Below are 24,503 nucleotides of genomic sequence, written 5' to 3'. Positions count from 1 at the left end.
CGCGATGATCCGCACGATCTGGGGCGACCCGGAGCGTTTCAAGAAAAGCTATTACCCGGAAGAACTCGGCGGCACGCTCTATCTGGCCGGCGACGGCACCGTGCGCGACAAGGAGACCGGCTACTTCACGATCATGGGCCGGATCGACGACGTGCTGAACGTGTCGGGCCACCGGCTGGGCACGATGGAGATCGAGTCGGCGCTGGTGTCGCATGAACTGGTGGCCGAGGCGGCGGTGGTCGGCCGTCCGGACGACACGACCGGCGAAGCGGTGGTCGCATTCGTCGTGCTGAAGCGCTCGCGCCCGGAAGGCGACGAAGCGGCGGCGCTCGCGAAGACGCTGCGCGACTGGGTCGGCAAGCAGATCGGGCCGATCGCGAAGCCGAAGGACATCCGCTTCGGCGACAACCTGCCGAAGACCCGCTCGGGCAAGATCATGCGGCGCCTGTTGCGCTCGCTCGCGAAGGGCGAGGCGATCACGCAGGATACGTCTACGCTCGAGAATCCGGCCATCCTCGAGCAGTTGAACCGCTCGATGTAACGCCGCCCGCCACGGCGGGCGGACCGCTTCACCACGGCGCCGCAGCACGGCCGCCTGCCCGCCTCTCACACCGGGCGCGCAGCCGCGTTGCAGCGCCGTCGACAAGCATCGCCGTGCGGTCCCCGACGGCACGGCATGCAGGCGGCTCGTAACGCTTCCGCCATTGCATTGTTAATTAGTCGTACGTATTACAACACTCACAAAACGGAGACAGACGATGAAGAGCAGGACATGGACGATGTGCGCGGCGCTGCTCGGCGCGGCCGCCAGCACGAGCAGCTTCGCGCAGAGCAGCGTCACGCTGTACGGCGATCTCGACGCCGCATTGCTCTATACGAACCGATCGCTCGATTCGGCCACCGGCGGCAACGCCGGACGCCAGTTCGCGCTAACGGACACGGGCATGACGCCGACCAACTTCGGCATCACGGGCACCGAGGATCTCGGCGGCGGGCTGCACGCGAGATTCAAGCTGGAAAGCGGCTTCAACATCACGGACGGCGCGTTCGGCCATTCGAACGGCAACTTCTTCGGCCGCCAGGCGTGGGTCGGGATCGACGGCGGCTTCGGCGAAACGAAGGTCGGCCTGCAGTTCTCGCCGTTCGTGCTGGCGATCCTCGGATCGGACCCGCGCAACGTCTCGCACTTCGGCGCCGCGCTGGTGCCGTATGTGGACAACGTGCTCGTCACCGGCCTCTTCAACCCGAACGCGATTTCGTATACGAGCCCGACGATCGCCGGACTGACGGCCAGCGCGATGTTCGGCTTCGGCGGCAAGGCCGGCGACTTCCAGGCGGGGCGCCAGTATTCCGGCAGCCTCACCTATACGAACGGCGGTTTCATGCTCAACGCGGCGCTCTACGACGGCAACGGCGGCACGTCGCCGACGCCGGTTGCGAGCACGGTCGCGTTCGTCGGCCGCACGATCGGCGCCGGCTACACGTTCGGGCCGGTGACCGGCAAGGCATCGTTCACGAGCTACAAGGTCGCCGGCTCGTTCAGCAACAACGTGTATAGCGCCGGCCTCGACTATCGCGTCACGCCGGCCCTCGACCTGAACACCGGCGCGTGGTACACGACCGACCGCAACGATTCGCACAATCATTCGCTGCTGGCCGCGATCGGCGCCGACTACAGCCTGTCGAAGCGAACCGGGCTGTATGCGCAGGTCGGCGTGGTCAACAACCACGGCGCGATGAATACCGGCCTCGGCATCACCGGCGGCGCGCTGTACGGGTTGCCGGGCACGACGGTCGGCGTCAATGCCGGCATCCACCACGTGTTCTGACGCAGCGCCTGCGGACGGGCGGCCGCGACAGGCCGCCCGTCCGGCTCCGCATCGCCGCGCAGCCGCCCCGGAAACGTCGCGCAAACGTGGTGCGAACGCGCCCTTGCCCGGCGCCGCTCCGGCCCTCCGGCACGCGGATCTCGATGTTTACCCGACCTCAAGTCCGCGGCCGTGCGGCCGTCAAGTCAGGAACGCACGCCCAACATCCGCCGGGAACCCGACGCGCGTGCCCTCAAGGAGACCCACCAACGTGAACTTCTTCGGAATCGGCCGCGGCCGCCGTTCATCGCGCGCGCTCGTCGGCGACATCGCCGAGCAGGCCGGCAAGCTCGGCATCGAGATCTGCGACGTGTCGGGCCACGTCGAGGAAGTCGCGGCGCGTGTCGCCCGGCAGGCGGAGGTGTGCCACACGCTGCGCGAATCGGCCGCCCTCACGCTGCGCGGCAACCACCGGATCGCCGAGGCCGCGCAGCAGGTGCGCGACGTCAGCGCCAATGCGTCGAATGCGGTGCAGCAGTCGCAGCAGACGATCGAGGCATCGCTCGCGGACATTCACGGCCTTGTCGAGGGCGTCACCACGATCAGCGACCAGATGGGCGCGCTGCGCGATGCGCTCGACCACGTGCGGACCGTCTCCGAGGAGATCTCCGTCATCGCGCGCCAGACCCACCTGCTCGCGCTGAACGCCGCGATCGAGGCCGCGCGCGCCGGCGAGTCGGGTCGCAGCTTCGCGGTCGTCGCGGCCGAGGTCAAGAACCTGTCCGCGAAGACCGGGCAGGCAACGGCCCAGATCGAGACGACGCTCGCACGGCTCGCCGAGCAGACCGAGCACCTGCTCGCGGAAGGCACCGACAATGCCGCCCGCGCGCATCGCGTGCGCGAGGGCACGCGCACGATCGGCGAGGTCGTGCACGCGACCGGCCACGCGATCACCGAGCTGGCCGGCGAGGCCGAACAGATCGCGTCGCTGACGGACGAGATCGAGGCGCAGTGCCACCGTCTCGACGAGCAGGTGGGCGAGATGGCATCCGGCGTCGAGAACTCGGCCGACAATTTCTCGCAGGCCAAGGACCGGCTCGGCAATCTGCTCTCCGTCTCCGAGACGCTGATCGAGCTCACCGCCGCGACCGGCATCGAATCGCCCGACACGCGCCTGATCGACACCGCGCGAAGCACGGCCGCCGCAATCAGCAAACTCTTCGAGGACGCGGTCGGCCGCGGCGACATCACGCTCGACGCGCTCTTCGACACGCACTACGAACCGATTCCCGGCACCGACCCGCAGCAGTTCATGACGCGCTTCACGGCGTTTACCGATCGCGTGCTGCCCGCCATCCAGGAGCCGGTGCTCGACGTCGACGCACGCGTCGTCTATTGCGCGAGCTTCGACCGGCAGTGCTACCTGCCGACCCACAACCGCAAGTTCTCGCTGCCTCAGCGCTCGGACGCCGCGTGGAATGCGGCAAATTGCCGGAACCGCCGGATCTACACGGACCGCACGGCGCGCATGTCCGTGGCGCATGACAAGCCGTTCCTGTTGCAGACCTATCGGCGCGACATGGGCAACGGCCAGTTCGCGCTGATGAAGGACGTGTCCGCGCCGATCGTCGTCGGCGGACGGTCATGGGGTGTACTGCGGATCGGCTACAGCGTTTGAACCGGCGCGCGCGGGCCGCGCGCCTTACTGTTCCAGCCCCACGCCCAGCGGCCGCTGGTCGCTGCGGCCGTGATCGTCGACCACCCGCACCGTATAGCTGCCGGCCGTGCGCGGCTGCCAGAACAGCGCATCGCCCGGCGCGCTGCGGCCGACGTACGCGTCGTTGACGAACCAGTACAGCGCATGCGCGCTCGCATCGGCGGTCGCGTTGAACGCGATACGCGTTTCGTCGGTGCTTTTCACGCGCATCGCATACGTACTGCCGCGCAGCGGCGACGTGATGCGCGGCGGGTCGCCTTCGACCTGCCCGGCATCGCGACACGCCGCATTCTGCGGCGGCCGCCGGCGCGGAATGCCGGCCTGCGCGAACACCTGCTGCAAATCCGACGGCCAGAACTCGAAGACTTCCGTATGCGTGCGCTTGCCGTCGTACGGCGGGCACGCGGCCTGCCCCGTCGCGTCGTCGATCACGACGGGCCGGTGCACGGTGCTCACGCGGATCGGCGACGTGCCTGGAATGAACCACGTCCAGCCCTGCTGCGGACACCACTCGTTCGGCAGGTCGCCGCTCGCGAGACAGACCCGCACGCGCTTCAGGTTCGGCGGCACCGCGCGCGGCGGCTCGACGAGCGTACGTTCCGCATTCATCGCATCGACGCCCTGAAAGAACAGCGGCGCGGCCGCATCGACACCGACGAACGCGGTATTGGTCGAATTGTCGAAGTTGCCGACCCACACGACCAGCACGTACGGGCCGAACACGCCGGCCGTCCACGCATCGCGGAACGACCATGACGTGCCGGTCTTCCAGTACACGGGCACGCTCGACGGCTGCGCGCCGCTCGTCTCGTCGGGGCGCAGGTGCTGGCGCAGCATGTCCATCGTCATGTAGCTCGCTTCGGTGCTCAGCAGGCGTCGGCCGGGCAGCGCCGGTTCGTCCGCGCGCAGCCGCAGCGGCCGGAACTCGCCGCGATTCGCGAGCATCGCGTAGAGCGCCGCGAGATCCTGCATCGTCACTTCGCCGCCGCCGAGCACGAGCGCGAGCCCGTAGTGCTGCGCGCTCGCGAGCCGGCGCACGCCGGCGTCCTGCAGGAACCGGTACAGGTCCGGCGACTTGAGCTGCGATGCGACCCACACGGCCGGCACGTTGCGGCTGCGGTTCAGCGCGTCGGTCGCCGTGATCGGCCCGAGGAAATGACCGTCGAAATTCTCCGGCGCGTAAGGGCCGAACGAAGTCGGCACGTCGCGCAGCACGGTCTGCGGATGCAGCACGCCCTGGTCGAAGCCGAGCGCATAGATGAACGGCTTGAGCGTCGAGCCCGGCGAGCGCCGCGCGAGCGTGCCATTCACCTGCCCGTCGATCGTCCGGTCGAAGAAGTTCGCGGAGCCGACCAGCGCCTTCACGCCCATGTCGCGCGTATCGACGAGGATGGCCGCTGCGTTGCGCACACCCCGCGTATCGTTGCGCGCGACGTAGCGTGAAATCTGCCGTTCGAGCGTGCGTTGCAGGTCGAGATCGAGCGTCGTCACGAGCCGCGCGCCGCCATCGCTGCCGTCATCGCGATCGCCATCGGCCGCCGTGGCGCCCGACGTCGTTCGCCACGCGCTGCGCGCGGCGAGCGCCTGGTCGACCGCATGCGGCGCATCGAACGGCAACGCGGACAGCGGCCGCATCGCGAGCGGCAACGCGAACAACGGCGCGAGCGACGCATCGCGCGGATGCTTCGTCAGCCAGCGCGCATACAGCCGGTTGCGCGACGCGGCCAGCGCGCGGTTGATCGCGTCCTGCCCGCCGCGCACGCGCCGCGCCGGGTCCTGCGGAATCACCGCGAGCGCGAGCGCTTCGGGCAGCGTCAGCGCGTCGGGCATCCGGTCGAAATAGACGACGCTCGCGGTGCCCGCGCCTTCGACGTTGCGGCCGTACGGTGCGTCGTTCAGATACGCTTCGAGAATCTGCCGCTTCGAGTAGAACAGTTCGAGTTGCACCGCACGCGCGACCTGCTCGAGCTTGCCGGCCGGCGTGCGCGTGTTCAGCTTCCACAGCGAGCGCGCGAGCTGCATCGTCAGCGTCGAGCCGCCCTGCGGATTGCCGCCGCGCACATAGGTGATCCATGCGCCGCGCAAGAGCCCGTACGGATTGAAACCCGGATGCCACCGGAACCACCGGTCCTCGTGCAGCATCACGGCTTCGACGAGCTGCGGCGACATCCGGTCGAGCGGCACCCACAGCCGGTAGCGGTCGTCCTTCGCGAGCGTCAGGCGCAGCAGCCGGCCCTGCGCGTCGGTCACCGCGACGGACGACGGTTTCCAGTCGCGCAGCGGCGGATGCGGCCACAGCCGGCACGCGGCCAGCGCGCCGAACACGAGCAACGCGCCCCCAAGCCAGTTCTGCCAGCGATGCAGCCAGCGGCCGGCGGAGTGCAGCGCGCGCCGGAGCAGGGATGCGTCAGCCACGCGCGGCCGCTCCCGGCGACGTGCAACGCGAAGGAAACCGCCTCGTCATCGCACACGCTCCACCGTCAGTGCCGTGCCGCCCGGCGCCTGCGCCTGCACGCGGCGGTCGTACATCGATTCGCCGTAGGCCGGCGGCGCAACGAAGCGGCCCGCGTTGCTCGCCTTGATCCGGTAGACGAACTCGCGCACGTCGGTCGTCGCGGTGCCGTAGATCACCACGCGATCCTCGCGGATATCGGCGAACTGCGGCTGCCACGTCGAGCCCTTCACGCCGATCGGCGAATGCCACGGCGCATCGGCCACCGGCGCCGACGCACTGCCGTCGCCGTTGCCGTCCCCCTCCTGCGTATCGGTCGCGGGGGGCGGCGCGATCACCGGATCGAAGCCGCCCGGCAGCAGGTCGACGATCGCGACGTTGCCGACGTTCGCCGAACCGGTCGCACGGATCTTCAGGTGCACGTCGATCTCCTGGCCGAGCGCGATCCTCGCGAGCGGCTTGCCGTCGGTATCCGTGTAGTCGCGCACGATCTCCAGCCCGTTCCTGATCGCCTTCGTCGACGTGCCGCGGTCGTAGCCCGACTGGCTCGCGACCCACCACGCCGGCAACGTGCTGCCGTTCACGAAGTCGACCCGCGACGCGCCGGCCGCCCACGTGCCCGAGCGCACGAGGTTCGCCTGGATCGACGATACGTCCTTCGGCGCGGCGCCCGCGCGCACTTCGTTGATCGCAAGCTGGTCGAGCTGGCCCACGTTCGATGCCGCATACGCGTCGAGCGCGAGAATCGTCATCGCCGACGACAGCGTGTTGTAGCGGTTGTCGACGAGCGGCGCGGCGAGGTTGTCCATCGCGCGCGGCGACAGCTTGCGCACGCGCTCCGGGAAGTGCTTCGCGAGCAGGTACAGCACGCTCGCGTCGCGCGTCAGCGGGTCGATGTAGTAGCCGGTCGAATAGTCGCCGTCGGACGCGCGCTTGCGTTCGAGCAATGCCTGCGGGCCCGCGATCAGCGCGGCGGCTTCCTTGTCCTGCTTGAGCAACTGATACGACGCGGCGAGCCACGCGGCCGCGAGATCATTGCGCCAGTCGTTCGGATAGGCCGCCTGCAACCGCTTCTGCACGGCCGCGAGGCTGTTGGTCGTCACGTTGCCCTGGCGCGTCAGCAGGTACACCGCGTATGCGCGCTGCCGTAGCAGATCGAGCGAGCCGAGCGAGTCGTTCGCGGCGAGCCGCTGCAAGTACGCGTTGCCCGCGTCGAGCATGTCCTTCGGCACCGCGACGCCGCGATCTCGCGCGTCGAGCAGCACGTGCATCGCATACGCGGACACGAACGGATCGGCATCGGGCGTCGCGCTCCACAGGCCGAAGCCGCCCTGCGCGTTCTGCCGGCTGCGCAGCACGCCGACGAACTGCGCGATCGCGCTCGCATTGGCCGCATCGGCGCCGGCCTCGGGCGCATGCATCGCGCTCGTCAGCGCGCGCACCGACAGCCATTTCGCCGCGAACATGCGTGGCACGGCCGCGCTCACCATCTGCTCGCTGCAAGCGTGCTCGAAGTTGACGAGATACGACGACAGCCCTTCGGACAGCACCAGCGGCGCGGTCGAGATACTCGCGTCGCGCGACGCGTATGCGTCGTACATCGACCGCAGGTTCGGCACGCCGGCCTTCTTGCCCGGGTCGAGCCGCGCGATGTCGAGCTGCGTGCGGAACGCGGCGGCCGGCCGCACCGACACGTCGACACGCTGCTGCGCGCCCTTCGCGCCGTAGCGCGCGCCGAACGACAGCGCGCCCGAGCCGAGCGTGTCGGTCACCTTCACGCGGAACAGCGCGACGCCTTCGTGCTGCGGCGCGAGCGCGACGTTCTGCGTCGCCGGCCCGATCACCTGCAACTGCGGGCCCGTCTTCAGCGTGACCGCGACCGGCACCGGCTGGTTGCCGACGCCCGTCAGGTTGTTCGCGACGCCGACGCTGACGTCGGCCTCGTCACCCGGCGCGAGCGTCGTCGGCACGTTCGGCGACAGCACGAAATCGCCGCGCACCGTCGTCGCGCCTTCGAACGTGCCGACCAGATCCGGCGACACCGACACGGCCATCACGCGCAACTTCCCGTTGAAGTAGTCGGGCACCGTGTAGCTCAGCCGCGTGTCGCCGTTCACGTCGACGATCCCCGACCAGTAGACGACCGGCTTGTCGCGCTTGCGCTTGAACGGATTCAGCTGGCGGCCGATCGCGTCGTCGGCGTCGCCGCCGGGCGCGGCCATCGCCATCAGCTTCTCGAAGTCCGGCAGGATCAGGTCGAGGATCTGCGACGTGCCGACTTCGAGCATCCGCTTGCGGAAGAAGAACTTCAGCGGATCGCCGAGCTTGTAGCGCGCGACCTGCAGGATGCCCTCGTCGACCGCGAACACGACGACCTTCGCGGGCTTCGCCGAATGCACGGTGAAGTTGACGGTATCGCCCGGCTTCACGAGCGCCGGCGCGTCGACGCTCACCGCGTTGCGGCGCGCGTCGAGGTTCACCGAGAATGGCACGACGCCGTAGCTCAGCGGGCTCATGAAGATCTCGTCCGACGACGGATCGCGGATGTACTGCACGTTGATGTAGCCGTTGCCTTCGAAGCCGGCCGGCACCGTGATGTGCTGGATAGAACTCGTCGTGTCCGCATGGAACCACGCATGTGCATACACCTTGTCGCGCTCGATCGTGATCAGGCCGCTACCCGCATACGGCGCACGGATCGCGATCTCGACCTGCTCGCCCGGCTTGAAGTCGTGCTTCGCGAGACTCACCTGAAGCTCCGCGTTGCGGTCGAGCGAACGCGTGACGTTCGCGGCGCCCGTGACCGAATACTCGATCCGGTTCACCGCCGCGCCATCCGCGCGGCGGATCACGAGCGCATAGCTGCCCGGTTTGTCGGTGCGCAGCGCGTAGTCGAGCCCGGCTGCGGGAATCGACAGCGGCTTCTCGTCGACCGGCACTTCCTTCAGCCGCGAATCGTACTTGTATGCACCGGAATCCTGCTTGGTCAGCACCGACACGTAACGCTGCTCGACGAGCTGCGCGCGCAGGTCCTTCACGTCGATCGCCTTCGCGCGGGGGTCGATCGCGACGAGCCGCACCGTGCGCGGGCTGCCGCGCTTCACGTAGCCGAGATCGTCGACCGACTTGTAGCCGACGAGCCAGTCGTTGTTCGACACGAGCGTCTGCGCGTTCGCGGCGACGTTGCGCCCGCCTTCCGCTTCGTATGCCTTCGCCTGGAAGTAGAGCTGATAGGTCGCGTCCGCGTACTTGTCGAGATCGAGATCGAACTCGGCATGGCCCTTGTCGTCGGTCGTGCCGTCCTGCAACGTGGTCGTATAGCCCTCCTTCGCGCGGCGTGCGTCGAAGAAGTGATACCCCTGCCAGCTGCGGAACGACGGCCACACGGGACGCAGCGTCAGCGTCGCCGCGACGCGGCGCTTCTCGGCCGGCGTGCCGAACAGGTTCTGCGCATCGACGAGGCCCTTCAGCCCCTTCGGCTTCACCCACCCTTCGACGACCTGCTGCGACAGCTTCGCGTCGACCTTCATCCGGTCGGGCAGGAATTCCTTCACCTGCACCGTCGTGCTGCCGATCGGCTCGGCACCCGGCTGGCCGTCCTTGACGATATACAGGTTGACCGTCCACGTTCCGGTCGGCGCCGTTTCGGCGGTCGTGTAGCCGAGCTCGGTGAAACCCGTCGCGTCGACGGTTACCGGCTTACGCTCGACGGTCATCCCGCGCGGGTCGACGATCTCCGCCTGCAGCGGCACGCCGGCCGGGCTGCGCGCCCAGTTGGCCGCGCGCACGATCAGGCCGATGTGGAACGGATCGCCGGGCCGGTACAGCCCGCGATCCGAGAACAGGTACGCGGACAATTGCCCCTGGCCCGTCGCGTTGCGCTCGCCGTCGACGTCGAAGCGCGAGAAGTCGAGCTGGCGGTCGCGGCCGGCCACCGGCAGGAACGACAGATCGGTGTCCTTCTTCACGACGTACAGCTGCGGACGCTTCTCGCGGTCGAGCCCCTTGAACGCGGGGAAATGCACGACGCCGTCGGTGCTCGTGGTCTGTGTGAACAGCGCCTGGCCGTTCACCGCGAGCACCGATACGGTTGCGCCCGCAACCGGGCGGCCCGTGCGGATCGACTGGATGAATACGTCCTGGCTGCCATCCAGCGCCTTCTTGACCAGCATCCCGAGATCGGTCACGACGATCAGGCGCGTGTCGCCGAGCGCGTTGTCGCCGTCGTCGCCGTTGCCGCTGCTGTCGCCGGAATCGGCGTTGTCGGACTGATCCTGGCTGCCGTCATCCGATGCCGAATCACTGCCCTTCGCGTCGTCGGCTTTCTTCTTCTCGGCCGCCGGATCGTACTTCGACAGATGCAGCAGGAACACGCCGCGCTTGCCGTCCTTCAGGTACTGGCCGAGGTCGATGCCTTCGTAATGCGCACGGCCGGGATCGCCGGCCGGGAACGCGCGGGTCTGCACGAAGCGCTCGACGATGTGATCCTCGCTGAACGAATACGACAGCTCGGGCCGCGCGTACGTGCCGTTGTTGAAGCTCACGAGATGCTGGATCTGGTCGGGCAGCACGCGGCCGATCTCGACCTTCATGCCCGGCAGGTTGCGCGACACGACCGACAGCCGCTTGCTGCCGCTCATCGACAGCAGCGAGCCGTCGGCCATGAAGCGCAGCAGCTTCGGATAGTCGGGCACCGTGAAGGCGTTCGTCACCGGCGCGCCGAGCCGGTAGCCGCCGGTCGATTTCAGGTCGCCCTCGAAGCGCACGACGACGCGCTCGCCCGGCGTCGCGTGGTACTTGAAGCTCTGCAGCGTCGCGAAGTCGTTCTCGGTCGGCACGACGTCGAGCGGCAGCGGCTTCGACTGCTTCAGCACCGCGTCGCTGATGTCGGCCACGTTCCATTCGTACGGCGGATCGTCGTCCGCCTGCTCGACACCCGGCTTGCGCTTCGGCAACACCCACGCCTTCGCGCGTGCGGCCAGGTCGGCGCCGCGCACGCCGTCGGAGGTTTCCGCGACGAGCACCTGCTCGGGCTCGTAGCGCTCGTTGTCGACCAGCGTCGGCGCGATATTGCCGATCGACAGGCTGTACAGCCCCGGCACGCCGACCGACGCATGCAGCACGTCCGGCGTGCCGTTGCCGCCGCGCGCGCTCTTCACGCCCTTGTCGACGTCGAGCCGCACCGCGAGCGGATCGCGCGGAATCTCGAGCGGCTGCGAGTGGACCCACGCGCTCGTCTTCATCTTGTCGTAGTTGACCGTGTAGCGCAGCGGCGACACGGTCTTGCCGTCGCGGCCGACCAGCACGAGGTCGATGCGCTTCTCGAACTCGGCCGGATCGACCGGGTAGTTGAAGCGCAACTGCAGCAGCGCCTGCTTCTCCGCCGGATTGTCGGGGTTCTGGTAGAACTGGTTGTCGCCGAACGTCGCGGCGAACGCCGGCACGTCGAACGCGAAACGGTCGTCGTGCATCGTCACCTGCGGCGCGAACACGCGATGCACGGCGAAGCGCACCTCGACGTGCGCGCCGACCGGCCAGTCGGCCACCGGCGTGAAGCGCAGCGTCTTGTCGTCGGCCCACTCCCACGCGCCCTTCAGCGCCGGCGTCATCTCGATGCCGTCACCGGCCGGCTTGCCGACCTGCTCGATCGGCGCGGCCGATTGCGAGAACGCCACTTCCAGCGGGTGCACGGTGATCTTCGGCTTGTCGGCATCGTCGACCTCGTAGGTCGTGATCGCCGGCGCCTTCACGGTGAAGCCGACGGTTTCAGGCTCGGGCGGCTTCGGGCGATGCTTGAACCAGTAGCCGCCGTAACCGAGCGCAGCCGCGAGCAGCACGAGGCCGCCGGCATGCCACGGACGGCGGCGCACGGCCGCGGCGGTGACGCCCATCCATGCGGGCGCCGTCCACGACACGTCGCCGACCAGCGGCCGCAACGCACAGCCGAGCAGCCACCAGACGAAGCCCGCCACGCGAATCGGCAGGAGCAGCAGGAAGCGCAGCAAATCCATTTTGTTATTTCCTTGTCAAGGACATGCTGCCCCAGCGGCAACCTTCCCCGAATCGTTTTGGGTCTGTGACGGCGCGGCCCGGTTGCGCCGTGAATACTTGGTATGTTCGACCGGATGCTGGGCGCCATTATCGATCAGACCCGAAACGATGGAAACAGCGGTGTGCCGGCGCGCAACGCCGGCCGACGACCGGTCGGTCGGGCGGATTTCCACGGGTTCCCGGGTCCACCGCCCGATCTCTGCACATGGCGGCGCCGCGTTCGCTAGAATGCCCGGCTCGGCAGGATCGAATCGAATTGACGTCCCCCTCTCCCTAAAGGGAGAGGATTCCCACACCTGGCGATGCACGTCCGCATCGGAGAATGTTCAGCGCAGCGTTGATATCACGATCATGCTCGACACCACAGTCACTGCAGGCCCATTCTCTTACTCGCAGTCCCGCGATACCTTTCGGCCGCGTCGTGCTGTCTTTCGACCCGCACGCCGAACAGGACTGGGTAGAACCGCTTTCGTCGACTTCCTCGAACGTCGCTCCGTGCGCGATCGCTTTGTAGCGGAGCGTGTTTCGGAAGGACGACCAGGACGCGTCGTAGACGCTTTTCGCCATCCTGGTTCTGGCAAGTTTTGCGGCCGACACGTTGCCGACCGCGATGTAATCGAAATGCCGCACCAGATCGAGCGCGAGCTTGTGCTGGAAATCGGCGCGGGCATTGGCGATCTTTGCGTGCAGCTTCGCGATATGCCGCTTGTGCTTTCGCGCCCGTTGCGCTTTCGCCAGCTTCTCGGCCGCTCGTCGACCGAACTGGTCATTGGGCAGCTTCTCGCCGGTCGAAAGTGTGGCGAAGTCTTTCAGGCCGAGATCGATGCCCACACCGGAACGAACCGGGCGGGCCTGCACATCGGGCATCTCGATCACGATGTTGAGGAACCAGTTGCCGCGTGCATCCTGCGCAAAGTTGGTCCCGTCCTTGATCTTGCCTTCGGGAAGCGGTCGACTGTTGAACACGCGAAACGTGTTGCCGGCGAAACGGAACGCGTCCCCCTCGCGCTTCAGGTCACGCCCCTTCAGCGGCACCCAGCCGAGCGACTTCCTGCCGCGATAACGCAGGTAAGGGCGTCGGCGCTGACTGCGCGACTTCGCATATTGCTCGCACGTCGCGTTGATCGTGCCGGAGTGAATACCGAGTTCCTTGCTGCTCCCCGTCGTCAGCACGTTCAGGTCGAATCCCGTCGGCCACTTCTTGCCCCACTTGAGCGCATGCTTCTGCGTGTCGTTGCAGAAGTTCCAGACGTAGTTCACCGCGCGGCTCTGCTTGTTAAGCAGTCCGTTGAGCGACTTCACGCGGTAGCGATAGACAAGAATCATGCCGGCCATTTTAACGGTGGAATGCCGCTGGCAAACAGCAGCGCTCCTTTCCTCCCCGCCCTGAAGGACGGGGAGGAAAGGAGCAACTGATGAAAGGAAACCGCTTGAAACTCCCGTTCGAATGGCAGATCGGGCTGCGCTACGCGCGCGGCGGCCGGCGCTCGGCCGGCGACGGCTTCGTGTCGTTCATCGCCGGCGCCGCGATGGCCGGCATCGCGCTCGGCGTGGCCGCGCTGATCGTCGTGCTGTCGGTGATGAACGGCTTTCGCACCGAGGTGCGCGACCGGATGCTGTCGGTGCTCGCGCACGTGGAAATCTTCTCGCCGTCCGGCGCGATGCCCGACTGGCGGCTGACCGCGCACGAATCGTTACAGAATGCGGCGGTGCGTGCCGTCGCGCCCTATGTCGACGCACAGGCGCTGCTGACGAACGCGGGCAATGTGACGGGCGTCGCGTTGCGCGGCATCGATCCCGTGCTCGAGCCGCGCGTGTCCGAGATCGCGCGCAAGCTGAAGACCGGACGCCTCGACGCGCTCGTGCCGGGCGAGATGGGCATCGTGCTCGGCGCCGCGCTCGCCGATACGCTGCACGTGAAGATCGGCGACCGCATCACGTTCTTCGCGCCCGGCAACACCGCGCGCTTGGGCGACGCGCTGCCGCGGTTCCGCCAGTTCAACGTGGTCGGTACGTTCGAGTCGGGCCACTACCAGTACGACAGCGCGCTCGCGTACATCCATATCCGCGACGCACAGCAACTGTCCAACGTGAACGCGCCGACCGGCATCCGGCTGCGCATCGACGATCTGCAGCGCGCGCCGGAAATCGCGCTGGCGCTGTCGCGCACGCTGTCGGGCAATCTGTACCTGCGCGACTGGACGCGGCAGAACCGCACGTGGTTCGAAGCCGAGCGGCTGCAGAAACGGATGCTGTCGCTGATCCTGATGCTGATCGTCGCGGTCGCCGCGTTCAACCTCGTGTCGTCGCTCGTGATGACGGTCACGCAGAAGCAGGGCGACATCGCGATCCTGCGCACGCTCGGCGCGCCGCCCCGCTCGATCATGAAGATCTTCGCGATCCAGGGGATGACGATCGGCCTCGCCGGCACGCTGGCGGGCGTTGCGCTCGGCTGCGCGATCGCGGTGAGCATCCCGGTGGTGCTGCCGGCGGTCGAGCAGTTGCTCGGCATCCGCTTCCTGACGCCGTCCGTGTATTTCCTCAGCGCACTGCCGTCGAAGCTGTCGGCGCTCGACGTGATCGAGATCGCGTCGGCCGCGTTCCTGATGTCGTGCGTCGCGACGCTGTACCCGAGCTGGCGCGCCGCGCGGGTGCGCCCGGCCGAGGCGCTGCGCGACGAGTAGGCGCAATCGGCGCGATTGGCACGAATGGCGCGGCGTTACGCGATCTCGTGGAAGCCGACGCTGTTGCCGCCGTCCGGCGTGTAGCCGGCGAGCACGTCGAAGCCGACGTTGACGAGTTCCGTGCGCATGCCGTAGGACTTGTTGCCGGATGAATCGACGAAGATCGCCGCGCCCGACGATAGCTGGCGCGCGGCGTCCAGCAACGCGAGCGTGCCGCGCGCGGTGCCGGCCGACGGCTCGATCGTCAGCGTCGTGCCGTCCTGCGTGGTGAAGTGCCCGCCGGGCGCCACGGGCGGCGGGTTCTCCGCGACCGACCGGTTGAGCAGGCTCATGAAGTGAAAGCGCGCGTCGGCGGCCTGGCTCGCCGCCGCGCGATCGCTGTCCGTGAACGTGTCGCCTCGCACGGCCGCACCCTGCGCGGCGATATCGACGGCCTGCTCGTGAAAATCGCGCGTCGCGAGCACGAGGCCGGCGTTCGAATTCAGCGTCGACTCGATCCATGCGCGATCGCTGTCCGTCATCGTCTTCGACACGACCTTGATCCGGCCGGCGTCGGTCGCGAAGTCGAACTGCGCATCGGCCAGATCCGGGCGCTTCGCGACGATGTCCTGCAGGCTCGTCGCAAGCGCGTCGGTCACGCCGCGCAGCTTCATCGACAGGTCGCCCACCATCGACAATTGTTTCGTCATCGCCGCCTGCTGCGCTTGCGGATCGATTGCCCGGATTCTGATCGGTTCGTCTTGCGGTGCGCCGGACGCCGTCGTGTCCGTCGTCTGGCGCCCGTCGAGCGCCGCCTGTGCCATTTGTGCGAGCGTAAGGCCGCCCGCCGCCGTGACCGTAATCGTCATTGCCCTCTCTCTCGTTTTAAGCGTGTTTTTCATTGTTTACGGACGGATTGCCGGGAAGTTGAGCGCGCATGTCACACACGCGTCGAAACTTTGTTTGACTCGAACTAAAAAAGTTTGACACGGACATTTCACTGAGATAACTTTTGCGCAAGCTTCCGGAAAGCAATCCGGCCAGCGTGCCGACTCGCGTCGCGCTTTCCTGCCGTTGCAGCACCGCCGTTCGCAACATTCCCGCCTCATCGCATCGCGCCGTTCCGTTTCATCCGAAACCTGAAGGAAGCCCGGGCATGCCCGCATTTGATTCGCAGTCCTGCATTCGCAGCGAACCGCCGCACTGACGATTTCCGTTCGGGGCGATCACTCGCCTCGACGCCGGCCGGATGCACGCCGCCTGACGCGCGCCGGCACCGGGCGAGACGCTCATCCATCTCGCCCGCCGTTTTTGATGGTGCAGTTCCGCTTCATCCGACGCAGCACCCGGCCAGGCCGCAGGGGGCGTATCGCGAGCCGGCCGGTTCCAGACAAACACAAGAGACGAGGTCGATTCAATGAACATTCATCGAACCGGAGTGCGGCGCGCATGGCTGCCCGCGCTCGTGGCGGCCGCGACGCTCGCCGCGTGCGGCGGCGACGACGGCGGCAGCGTGGCGGGCGTGTCAGCGCTCGCGCAGGGCCAACAGGAGGGAGCCGCCGCCGCGGCCGATACAGCCGGTGCGCCATCGCTCGCGTCGCGCTTTTCGCCGTCGGGCGTGCCGTACGCGAATCCGGCCAGCAGCGGACGCTACAAGCCGGTGATCAGCAACGGCCAGGTGCAGCCATCGCTGTCGGGCGGCACGATCGAGGAAAACGCGTGGGTCGACACGCCGGTCGATTCCGACGGCGACGGCACGCGCGACCGCATCCACGTGCGCATCGTGCGGCCGTCCGAAACTGCAAACGGCGCGCGCACCCCCGTCATCGTGCTCGCGAGCCCGTATTACGCGGGGCTCGCCGACAGTCCCGACCACGACGTCGACGTCGAACTCGACGGCACGCCGCATCCGGCCGCGACCGCCGGTGCCGCGGCATCGGCATCCACCCGCATCCTGGCCGCCGCGCCGCAATCGCGGATGCTGCAGCAGGTCGAGGCGGCCGCCGCCGGCCGCTCGTGGATCGAAAGCTACTTCGTGCCGCGCGGCTTCACGATCGTCTACGCGGATTCGCTCGGCACCGCCGGCTCGGACGGCTGCCCGACGATCCTGACGCGCGACGAATCGGTGGCGATGGCGTCGGTGATCCGCTGGCTCGGGCGCGACGCGACCGCGAAGGACGCGAACGGCAAGACGGTCGTCGCCAACTGGTCGACCGGCCACGTCGGCATGTACGGCGTGTCGTACGACGGCACGCTGCCGAAGATGGTCGCGAGCCTGCGCACGCGCGGGCTCGACGCGATCGTGCCGATCGCCGGGCTGTCGAACATGTACGGCTACTACCGCTCGGGCGGCCTCGTGCGTGCGCCGGAAGGCTATCAGGGCGAGGATGTCGACGTGTACATCAAGGCGCTGCTGACCAACGCGCATCCGGAGCGCTGCACGCACCTGATCGACGAAGCGCTGCAGCAGGAAGACCGCAAGACCGGCGACTATTCGCCGTTCTGGGCCGCGCGCGACATCCCGACCGCGTTCGCGGTCGCGCCGGCGCTCGTCGCGCAGGGTCTCACCGACGACAACGTGCGCGTCGACCAGTCGACGTCGTGGTATCTGGCGATGCGACGTCAGGGCGTGCCGACCCAGCTGTGGCTGCATCGGCTGAAGCACACCGATCCGACCCGCGTGCCGGGAATGGCCGACGCGTGGACCGCGGAGGTGAACCGCTGGTTCACGCGCTACCTGATCGGCTTCGACAACGGCGTCGAGCACGATCCGCGCGCGGTGGTCGCGCAGGCGGACGGCACGCTGCTGAAGGAAGCGGACTGGGCCGCGCGCCACGCGACGCCGGTCACGTACTTCGCGGGCGGCGACGGCGCGAGCACCGGCACGCTGCTGCGGCTGCCGAGCGGCGGCCCGCTCGCGCGCTTCACCGACGATGCGCGCATTCCGGCGCTCACGCTGGCGAACACGCCGACCGGCGAAAACCGCAGCCGCTTCGAGACGGCCCCGCTGACGGCCGCGGCACGCCTGTCCGGCGCCGCGACCGCACGCGTCAGGCTGACCTTCACGGGCGTCGCGAACGTGACGGCCTTGCTGGTCGACCGCGCGCCGGACGGCACGGCGACGATCGTCACGCGCGCATGGACCGACCCGCGCAACCGGCTGTCCGAGTGGGTGTCGCAACCGGTGCTGCCCGGCATGCCGTACGACCTGAAGCTGACCTTCATGCCGCGCGACTACAAGCTGGAAGCCGGCCACCGGCTCGGGCTCGTCGTCCTCTCCAGCGACTACGAGGCGACGCTGCGGCCGACGCCCGGCACCGGGCTGACGCTCGATCCGGCCGGCACGTCGGTGACGGTGCCGCTGGCTTCGCCGTCGACGGGCGCGTAGTCGTGCGCCGGCGGCCGTCGTAGCGGCGGCGCCGCCCCCCGCCTGCATGCCAGTCGATGTGGGCGGGGGATCGCTGCACGAAGGGAGCACCTGCGCTAGGCTGCGGCAATCGAATGCCTACGGTGAGCCCCGATGATTCCCGTCAGCGCCAAAGCCATCGTCCGCGACGGCCGTTCCGTCCTGTTCCTGCGCAATCCCCGCGACGAGTGGGAGCTACCAGGCGGCTGGCCCGAAGCGGGCGAATCGCTCGAAGACGCCGTCATCCGCGAAGTGCAGGAAGAATGCGGAATCGTCGCATCGGCGATCCGCTACGTGGGCAGCCGTTCGTGCGAGGTCGTGCCGGGCAAGCGCGTACTGATCGTATGCTTCCGGTGCGAGGTCGATCGCCGTGAAATCGTGCTGAGCGACGAGCACCACCAGTTCGGCTGGATCGACCTCGATGCCGCCAAGCCGGCGAACCTGCCGGATTTCTACTGGGCATTCTGCAAGCAGGCGGACTGATTCGACGCCGCCGCCCGGCGCTCACACCGGCGTCAACACCGGCTGCCCCGTGAAATGCCGCGCCGCGTTGTCGAGAAATTGCCGCACCGAGCGATCGAGCGCCTCGGGCGACCAGCCGCCCATGTGCGGCGTGAGCACGACGCTGTCGAGATCGGTCAGCGCACGCGGCGGCTCCGGTTCCCCTTCGTACACGTCGAGCCCCGCGCCCGCGATGCGCTCTTCGCGCAGCGCGTCTGCCAAAGCAGCGGTATCGACAACACTGCCGCGCGACACGTTGACGAGAAAGCCGCCCGGGCCGAGCGCATCGAGCACGGTGCGATCGATCAGGTGCCGCGTGCCCGCGCCGCCCGGCGTCGCGACGATCAGGAAATCGGCCCACTGCGCGAGCGTGTCGACCCGGTCGAAATAGCGGTACGGCACGGGCTTCTCCGAGCGGTTGTGATAACCGATCTCGATGTCGAAGCCGGCCGCGCGGCGCGCGCACTTCTCGCCGATCTTGCCGAGCCCGACGATCCCAAGCTTCTTGCCCGACACGTTCGGCGGCATCGACAGCCCGTCGCGCCACACGCCCGCGCGGGTCTTCGCATCGAGCTGCACGACGTTGCGCACCGCCGCGAGCAGCAGCGCGAACGCATGATCGGCGACGCAATCGTCGTTGGTGCCGGCGCCCGTGACCACGGTGATGCCGCGCGCCTTCGCGTGCGCGACGTCGATGTGCTCGTAGCCCGCGCCGAGCGCGCTGACGAACGTGAGTTGCGGCAGCCGGTCGATCTCGGCGGCGGTCAGCCCCGTGCTGCCGTTGGTCAGCACCGCGCGAATCGTGCCGCCGTGCTCGGCGATCGCGCGTTCGCGCGCATCGGGCGTCGGGGCATAACGCACGTCGAACGACGCGGCGATCTCGCGATGCGCGTCGCCGCGCAGTGCGATGAGGACCAGCAGCTCGGGCTTCATGTCAGCAAATGTCCGCAGGCGGGGAACGAATTTCAGTGTAACAAGCCCGCATGACGGATGCGGGTTATCCCCACACCGGCTGTGGACACGCCGCCGCACGCGGTTTGCCAAAGCCGGCTCAGTCAAGTAACTTTCGGCGTACGCCCCCGTCCTGGAGATTGGCCCCGATGAAGCTCGCCCTGCCCGCCCGGATCCTGGGCCTCGCGTTCGCCGCCGCCATCGTGGCGCCCGGCGCACACGCCGACACGCCCGTCGTGGTGTCGTCGAAGATCGACACCGAAGGCAACCTGCTCGGCAACCTCATTTCACAGGTGCTGAAGGCCCACGGCATTCCCGTCACCGAAAAGATCGCGCTCGGCACGACGCCGATCGTGCGCAAGGCGCTCACGAGCGGCGAGATCGACGTCTACCCCGAATACACGGGCAACGCCGCATTCTTCTTCAACAAGGCCGACGACCCGGTGTGGAAGAACGCGAGCCAGGGCTACGACACCGCGAAGAAACTCGACTACGCGGCGAACCATCTCGTGTGGCTCGCCCCGGCGCCCGCGAACAACACGTGGGGCGTCGCGCTGCTCGCGCCCGTCGCGCAGTCGCAGCACCTGAAGACCTTCTCCGATTTCGGCAAGTGGGTGGCCGGCGGCGGCAAGGTGAAGCTCGCGGCCTCGGCCGAATTCGTGAACAGCGCGTCCGCGCTGCCGTCGTTCGAGAAAGCGTACGGCTTCAAGCTGAAGCCCGAGCAGCTCGTCGTGCTGTCCGGCGGCGACACGGCCGCGACGATCAAGGCCGCCGCGAACCAGACCGACGGCGTGAACGCCGCGATGGTCTACGGCACCGACGGCGGCATCGCATCGAGCGGCCTCGCGGTGCTCGACGACGACAAGCACGTGCAGCCCGTCTACGCGCCGGCGCCGGTGATTCGCGAAGCCGCGCTGAAAGCGCATCCGCAGATCGCCGACTTGCTCAAGCCCGTGTTCGCGAGCCTCGACCTTAAGACGCTGCAATCGCTGAACGCCCGCATCCAGCTCAACGGCGAGCCGGCGGCCGGCGTCGCGAAAAGCTACCTGAAAGCGAAGGGTTTCGTGAAATGACGGAGCGTGCGGCCGCGTCCGCGCGGCGCGTCACGCTCGACAAGGTCGGCATCCTGATCGGCATCCTGACGATCGTCGCCGTGTTCGGCCTGTCGTTCGCGGTGCTGCGGCCGAACCGGATCGCGGCCGGCACCGGGCTGTCGGTGTTCGCCGCGCTGCCGCCGATGCAGGGCGCCGCGCTCGCCGCGCTGTGGACCGTCGGCGCGCTGTGGGCGATGACGGCGAGCCGCCCCGCGTGGCGGCTCGCGGCCGGCTGCGCGGGGCTCGCGACGCTCGCGTATGCGGTCGGCGCGGCTGCGACGCATGTCGTCGCGCCCGACGACATGCTGGCCCGCGTGTCGCCCGATGCCGGCGTCTGGCTGCTGCTGTTCGCGTGGGCCGTGCTGATCGCCGACGCGCTCGCACGCCTCGCGTTCGGCCCATGGCGGCGCCTCGCCGCGCTCGCCGTCGCGATAGCAGCAGTTTCCGTGCCGCTCGCGAGCGGCTGGTGGGACGGCCTCTCCGTGATGCGCGAATACGCGGTGCGCAGCGACGATTTCTGGCGCGAGGCGATCCGTCACGTGTCGCTCGCGGGCGGCTCGGTCGCCGCCGCGCTCGTCGCGGGCGTGCCGCTCGGCATCGCCTGCGCGCGCATCGCAACGGTGCGCACCGTCGCGATGCCCGTACTCAATATCGTGCAGACGATCCCCAGCATCGCGATGTACGGGCTGATGATGGCGCCGCTCGGCCTGCTCGCCGCGCACGTGCCGCTTGCGGCCGCGCTCGGCATTCGCGGGATCGGCGTCGCGCCGGCCGTGCTCGCGCTGTTCCTGTATTCGCTGCTGCCGATCGCATCGAGCGTCGTGGTCGGGCTCGAACAGGTGCCGCCGCACGTGACCGAAGCGGCCCGCGCGATGGGCATGACGCGCATGCAGCGGCTGCTGCGCGTCGATCTCGTGCTCGCGCTGCCGGTGATCCTGAGCGGCGTGCGCATCGTGCTCGTGCAGAACATCGGCCTGACCGCGGTGGCCGCGCTGATCGGCGGCGGCGGATTCGGCACCTTCATCTTCCAGGGGATCGGGCAATCGGCCGCCGATCTCGTGCTGCTCGGCGCGATCCCGACGATCGCGCTCGCACTGGCGTCCGCGGTCGTGTTCGAAGCCGCGACGTCGCTCGCGAAAGGGCGTGCAGGATGATCGAGATCGAACGGGTCGGCAAACGCTTCGGCGACGCGCTCGCCGTCGACGACGTATCGCTGACGGTGCAGCGCGGCACGATCACCGCGCTCGTCGGCGCATCGGGCAGCGGCAAGTCGACACTCCTGCGCATGATCAACCGGCTGATCGCGCCGACCAGCGGCACGATCCGCATCGACGGCGTCGATACGGCGACCGTCGCGCCCGAGCAATTGCGGCGCGGTATCGGCTACGCGATCCAGGGGCATGGGCTGTTTCCGCACTGGAGCGTCGCGCGCAACATCGCGACCGTGCCGCGCCTGCTCGGCTGGCCGGCCGAGCGCATCGACGCGCGCGTGAACGAACTGCTCGACCTGTTCCATCTCGCGCCGGCCGAGTTCGCGGGCAAGCTGCCGCACGAACTGTCGGGCGGCCAGCAGCAGCGTGTCGGCGTGGCGCGCGCACTCGCCGCCGAGCCCGCGATCCTGCTGATGGACGAACCGTTCGGCGCGCTCGATCCGATCATCCGCAACAAGGCGCAGGACGACCTGTTCGCGCTGCAGCGCCGCCTCGGCATCACGGTCGTGATCGTCACGCACGATATCGAGGAAGCGCTGAAGCTCGGCGACACGATCGCGGTGATGGACGGCGGCCGGCTGCTGCAGGTCGCATCGCCGGCCGAGATTCTCGGCGGCCCGGCACCGGGTGTGGTCGAACAGCTCGTCGCGGGCGTCGACCGGCCGCTGCGCCTGCTCGCGCTGACGCCGATCGACACCGTGGCCGAAGCCGGCCACGTCGATGGCGAACCGATCGCCGCGACGCGCACGCTGCGCGATGCGGTGTCCGAATTGTTGTGGCGCGGTGTCGATGCGCTGCCCGTGGACGATACGGCCAACGGCACCCCCAACGCACGCGGCCCCCGCCGCATCACGCTCGACGCGATCCGCGCACACGCGAGGAAGCCTGCATGACGACCTGCGGCAACGTGCAGTTCCAGCAGTCGTCACTTCCCGCGTACGTCGCCCGCGCGGCCGCGCTCGTGCTGCTGCTCGTGCTGCTGTTGCGCCCCGCGTGGCTGCAGGGTCTGTTCGCGCCGTTCGCGGACAACGGCGCGCCGGTGATCTACGATCGCGCGAGCCTGCTCGACCTCACGCTCGCGCATCTCGGCACGGTCGCGCTGTCGAGCCTGATCGGTACGATCGTCGCGGTCGCGGCCGGCATCGCGGTCACGCGGCCGTTCGGCGCGGATTTCCTGCCGGTCGCGCGAAGCGTCGTCGATATCGGCCAGACCTTCCCGCCGGTCGCCGTGCTCGCGCTCGCCGTGCCGGCCGTCGGCTTCGGCTTGAAGCCGGTGCTGATCGCGCTCGTGCTGTACGGGCTCCTGCCGATTTTCGAAAGCACGATCGCGGGGCTCGAGGACGTGCCGCGCGACGTCGTCGACGCCGCGCGCGGGATGGGGATGAGCGGCTGGCAGCAACTGGTGTCCGTCGAGCTGCCGCTCGCGTTCCCGGTGATCGTCAACGGCATCCGCCTCGCGGTCGTGATCAATCTCGGCACGGCGACGATCGGCTCGACGGTGGCCGCGCGCGGGCTCGGCGACGTGATCATCGCGGGCCTGCAGACGTCGAACACCGCGTTCGTGCTGCAAGGCGGCGTGATCGTCGGCTTGCTCGCGGTGCTCGTCAGCGATGCGATCGGCGCGATTGCGCGGGCGGCGAGCGCGCGGCGCGCGTAGAAGCCGTCACGGAATTTTTCGAAGGAGCAACCATGGCTGTGCTCGACACCGGCCCGTTTTTTCATGGCACGAAAGCGGATTTGCGGATCGGCGACTTGCTGACGGCAGGCTTCCGATCGAATTACCGGCATGACGTCGTGATGAATCACATTTATTTCACGGCCCTGCCCAAAGGCGCCGGCCTGGCTGCGGAAATGGCCAAAGGCGATGGTCGGCCGCGGGTCTACATCGTCGAGCCCACTGGCGAATTCGAAAACGACCCGAACGTCACGGACAAGAAATTCCCCGGCAATCCGACGCGATCGTATCGAAGCACATCGCCTTTGAAGATCGTCGGCGAACTCGATCGCTGGGAACCGTACGATCCGGAGTTCATCCAGCAACTCAGAATCCGCATCGAAACCGGTATCGGCGAGATCATCAACTAGCGTTTCGTTCGCGCCGATTCGCAAATCGGGCCCGAACTGCCGCCGGAATGGGACACGCGAGCCGACGACATTTCCGCGATACCGCGGGCGAATCGCAGGAAAGGACGGAAGCGCCCGGTTCATCCGGACTCCGATGCGTGTCCGCGCAACGATCGGCGCGTCGATCATCGCGAATGTGACAAGCCTACACGTCGCTTTCATTCGAACCCGCCCTCGACCACCCACCGCGATTGGTCGATATACTATGCGCCTCCCATTTCCCCGCACTCCACCATGCGACGACGGTTCTTCTGGCTGATCGTGCTTTCGCTCGGCATTGCGCAGCACGCCGCGGCGCAGCAGGCGCCCGCCTTGCCTGCCTCTGCGCCCGAAGCAGCCGCATCCGCGCCAGGCGATGCATCCGCACCGCTCGCCAACGATCAGCCTAACGAAGCAAACCGCCGCATCACGTCCTACCTGACGAAGAAATTCGGCGTCGCGAAGGAACGCGCCGCGAAGCTCGCCGATATCGTGAGCGTCACTGCGACGAAATATTCGCTGCCGCCGGCACTCGTTTACAGAGAC

Annotated in this window: 15 protein-coding genes and 2 pseudogenes; 12 read left to right on the top strand and 5 right to left on the bottom strand. The window is 68.2% G+C overall.

What is annotated here, in order from left to right; all coding sequences use genetic code 11:
• From AP428_RS16600 to AP428_RS16590, 3 genes and pseudogenes are all read left to right on the top strand, one after another.
• Window positions 1-541: pseudogene (locus AP428_RS16600) on the top strand (AMP-binding protein); the annotation flags it as partial.
• Between the two features lie 217 nt (window positions 542-758).
• Window positions 759-1,829: a porin gene (locus AP428_RS16595; RefSeq protein WP_011547054.1), complete on the top strand. Its 1,071-nt coding sequence runs from the start codon at window positions 759-761 to the stop codon at window positions 1,827-1,829.
• A gap of 250 nt (window positions 1,830-2,079) precedes the next feature.
• Complete coding sequence (locus tag AP428_RS16590; RefSeq protein ID WP_011694827.1) at window positions 2,080-3,486, top strand: methyl-accepting chemotaxis protein; 1,407 nt, start codon at window positions 2,080-2,082, stop codon at window positions 3,484-3,486.
• A 24-nt stretch (window positions 3,487-3,510) separates the two neighbouring features.
• Here the strand turns inward: AP428_RS16590 and pbpC are convergent, their stop codons facing one another.
• The 3 genes from pbpC to AP428_RS16575 all read right to left on the bottom strand — a co-directional run bounded on the left by pbpC (window position 3,511) and on the right by AP428_RS16575 (window position 13,354).
• Window positions 3,511-5,940 (bottom strand): penicillin-binding protein 1C, encoded by a 2,430-nt coding sequence (gene pbpC, locus AP428_RS16585; protein WP_011694828.1) that lies wholly within the window; start codon window positions 5,938-5,940, stop codon window positions 3,511-3,513.
• A 45-nt stretch (window positions 5,941-5,985) separates the two neighbouring features.
• Complete coding sequence (locus tag AP428_RS16580) at window positions 5,986-11,988, bottom strand: alpha-2-macroglobulin (protein ID WP_011547051.1); 6,003 nt, start codon at window positions 11,986-11,988, stop codon at window positions 5,986-5,988.
• A gap of 313 nt (window positions 11,989-12,301) precedes the next feature.
• Complete coding sequence (locus tag AP428_RS16575; RefSeq protein ID WP_041489668.1) at window positions 12,302-13,354, bottom strand: RNA-guided endonuclease TnpB family protein; 1,053 nt, start codon at window positions 13,352-13,354, stop codon at window positions 12,302-12,304.
• 89 nt (window positions 13,355-13,443) lie between these two features.
• Between AP428_RS16575 and AP428_RS16570 the strand changes: the two genes are divergently transcribed.
• Entirely contained in the window at window positions 13,444-14,712 is a 1,269-nt protein-coding gene (locus tag AP428_RS16570; RefSeq protein ID WP_011547048.1) for a lipoprotein-releasing ABC transporter permease subunit, read from the top strand.
• Between the two features lie 35 nt (window positions 14,713-14,747).
• On the opposite strand, the gene AP428_RS16565 is transcribed toward AP428_RS16570, so the two are convergent.
• On the bottom strand, window positions 14,748-15,560 hold the full coding sequence (locus AP428_RS16565) for a hypothetical protein (RefSeq protein WP_226292164.1): 813 nt from the start codon (window positions 15,558-15,560) through the stop codon (window positions 14,748-14,750).
• A 548-nt stretch (window positions 15,561-16,108) separates the two neighbouring features.
• Between AP428_RS16565 and AP428_RS16560 the strand changes: the two genes are divergently transcribed.
• Entirely contained in the window at window positions 16,109-18,079 is a 1,971-nt protein-coding gene (locus AP428_RS16560; RefSeq protein ID WP_011694830.1) for a Xaa-Pro dipeptidyl-peptidase, read from the top strand.
• Window positions 18,080-18,211: 132 nt separating this feature from the next.
• The gene (locus AP428_RS16555) at window positions 18,212-18,580 is read left to right on the top strand and encodes an NUDIX domain-containing protein (protein WP_011547045.1); all 369 of its coding nucleotides are present in this window, start codon (window positions 18,212-18,214) and stop codon (window positions 18,578-18,580) included.
• A 21-nt stretch (window positions 18,581-18,601) separates the two neighbouring features.
• Here the strand turns inward: AP428_RS16555 and AP428_RS16550 are convergent, their stop codons facing one another.
• Window positions 18,602-19,531 (bottom strand): 2-hydroxyacid dehydrogenase, encoded by a 930-nt coding sequence (locus AP428_RS16550; protein ID WP_011547044.1) that lies wholly within the window; start codon window positions 19,529-19,531, stop codon window positions 18,602-18,604.
• Window positions 19,532-19,698: 167 nt separating this feature from the next.
• On the opposite strand from AP428_RS16550, the gene AP428_RS16545 reads away from it, so the two are divergent.
• The 6 genes and pseudogenes from AP428_RS16545 to AP428_RS16520 form a co-directional block, all read left to right on the top strand.
• On the top strand, window positions 19,699-20,622 hold the full coding sequence (locus tag AP428_RS16545; protein WP_006493662.1) for an ABC transporter substrate-binding protein: 924 nt from the start codon (window positions 19,699-19,701) through the stop codon (window positions 20,620-20,622).
• Window positions 20,619-21,797 carry an ABC transporter permease gene (locus AP428_RS16540; protein ID WP_011547043.1) on the top strand — a complete coding sequence of 393 codons (1,179 nt, stop codon included), beginning with the start codon at window positions 20,619-20,621 and terminating at the stop codon, window positions 21,795-21,797. The genes AP428_RS16545 and AP428_RS16540 overlap by 4 nt, the downstream gene beginning before the upstream one ends.
• A complete protein-coding gene (locus tag AP428_RS16535; RefSeq protein ID WP_011547042.1) occupies window positions 21,794-22,747 on the top strand; it encodes an ABC transporter ATP-binding protein in 954 nt (317 codons plus the stop codon). The genes AP428_RS16540 and AP428_RS16535 overlap by 4 nt, the downstream gene beginning before the upstream one ends.
• A complete protein-coding gene (locus AP428_RS16530) occupies window positions 22,744-23,511 on the top strand; it encodes an ABC transporter permease (RefSeq protein WP_011547041.1) in 768 nt (255 codons plus the stop codon). The genes AP428_RS16535 and AP428_RS16530 overlap by 4 nt, the downstream gene beginning before the upstream one ends.
• A gap of 32 nt (window positions 23,512-23,543) precedes the next feature.
• On the top strand, window positions 23,544-23,939 hold the full coding sequence (arr, locus tag AP428_RS16525; protein ID WP_011547040.1) for an NAD(+)--rifampin ADP-ribosyltransferase: 396 nt from the start codon (window positions 23,544-23,546) through the stop codon (window positions 23,937-23,939).
• Between the two features lie 273 nt (window positions 23,940-24,212).
• Window positions 24,213-24,503 (top strand): annotated as a pseudogene (locus tag AP428_RS16520) (lytic transglycosylase); the annotation flags it as partial.

Source organism: Burkholderia sp. E168m22 (assembly GCF_001319805.1).
Taxonomy (GTDB): Bacteria; Pseudomonadota; Gammaproteobacteria; order Burkholderiales; family Burkholderiaceae; genus Burkholderia; species Burkholderia orbicola.
This window is presented reverse-complemented; position numbering and strand designations above follow the sequence as displayed.

Coding starts and splice junctions, on each gene's coding strand:
- AP428_RS16555 (WP_011547045.1), top strand. CDS start 18,212: ATGATTCCCGTCAGCGCCAAAGCCATCGTCCGCGACGGCCGTTCCGTC.
- arr (WP_011547040.1), top strand. CDS start 23,544: ATGGCTGTGCTCGACACCGGCCCGTTTTTTCATGGCACGAAAGCGGAT.
- AP428_RS16535 (WP_011547042.1), top strand. CDS start 21,794: ATGATCGAGATCGAACGGGTCGGCAAACGCTTCGGCGACGCGCTCGCC.
- AP428_RS16565 (WP_226292164.1), bottom strand. CDS start 15,560: ATGACGATTACGGTCACGGCGGCGGGCGGCCTTACGCTCGCACAAATG.
- AP428_RS16540 (WP_011547043.1), top strand. CDS start 20,619: ATGACGGAGCGTGCGGCCGCGTCCGCGCGGCGCGTCACGCTCGACAAG.
- AP428_RS16580 (WP_011547051.1), bottom strand. CDS start 11,988: ATGGATTTGCTGCGCTTCCTGCTGCTCCTGCCGATTCGCGTGGCGGGC.
- AP428_RS16570 (WP_011547048.1), top strand. CDS start 13,444: ATGAAAGGAAACCGCTTGAAACTCCCGTTCGAATGGCAGATCGGGCTG.
- AP428_RS16530 (WP_011547041.1), top strand. CDS start 22,744: ATGACGACCTGCGGCAACGTGCAGTTCCAGCAGTCGTCACTTCCCGCG.
- AP428_RS16575 (WP_041489668.1), bottom strand. CDS start 13,354: ATGATTCTTGTCTATCGCTACCGCGTGAAGTCGCTCAACGGACTGCTT.
- AP428_RS16550 (WP_011547044.1), bottom strand. CDS start 19,531: ATGAAGCCCGAGCTGCTGGTCCTCATCGCACTGCGCGGCGACGCGCAT.
- AP428_RS16595 (WP_011547054.1), top strand. CDS start 759: ATGAAGAGCAGGACATGGACGATGTGCGCGGCGCTGCTCGGCGCGGCC.
- AP428_RS16560 (WP_011694830.1), top strand. CDS start 16,109: ATGAACATTCATCGAACCGGAGTGCGGCGCGCATGGCTGCCCGCGCTC.
- AP428_RS16545 (WP_006493662.1), top strand. CDS start 19,699: ATGAAGCTCGCCCTGCCCGCCCGGATCCTGGGCCTCGCGTTCGCCGCC.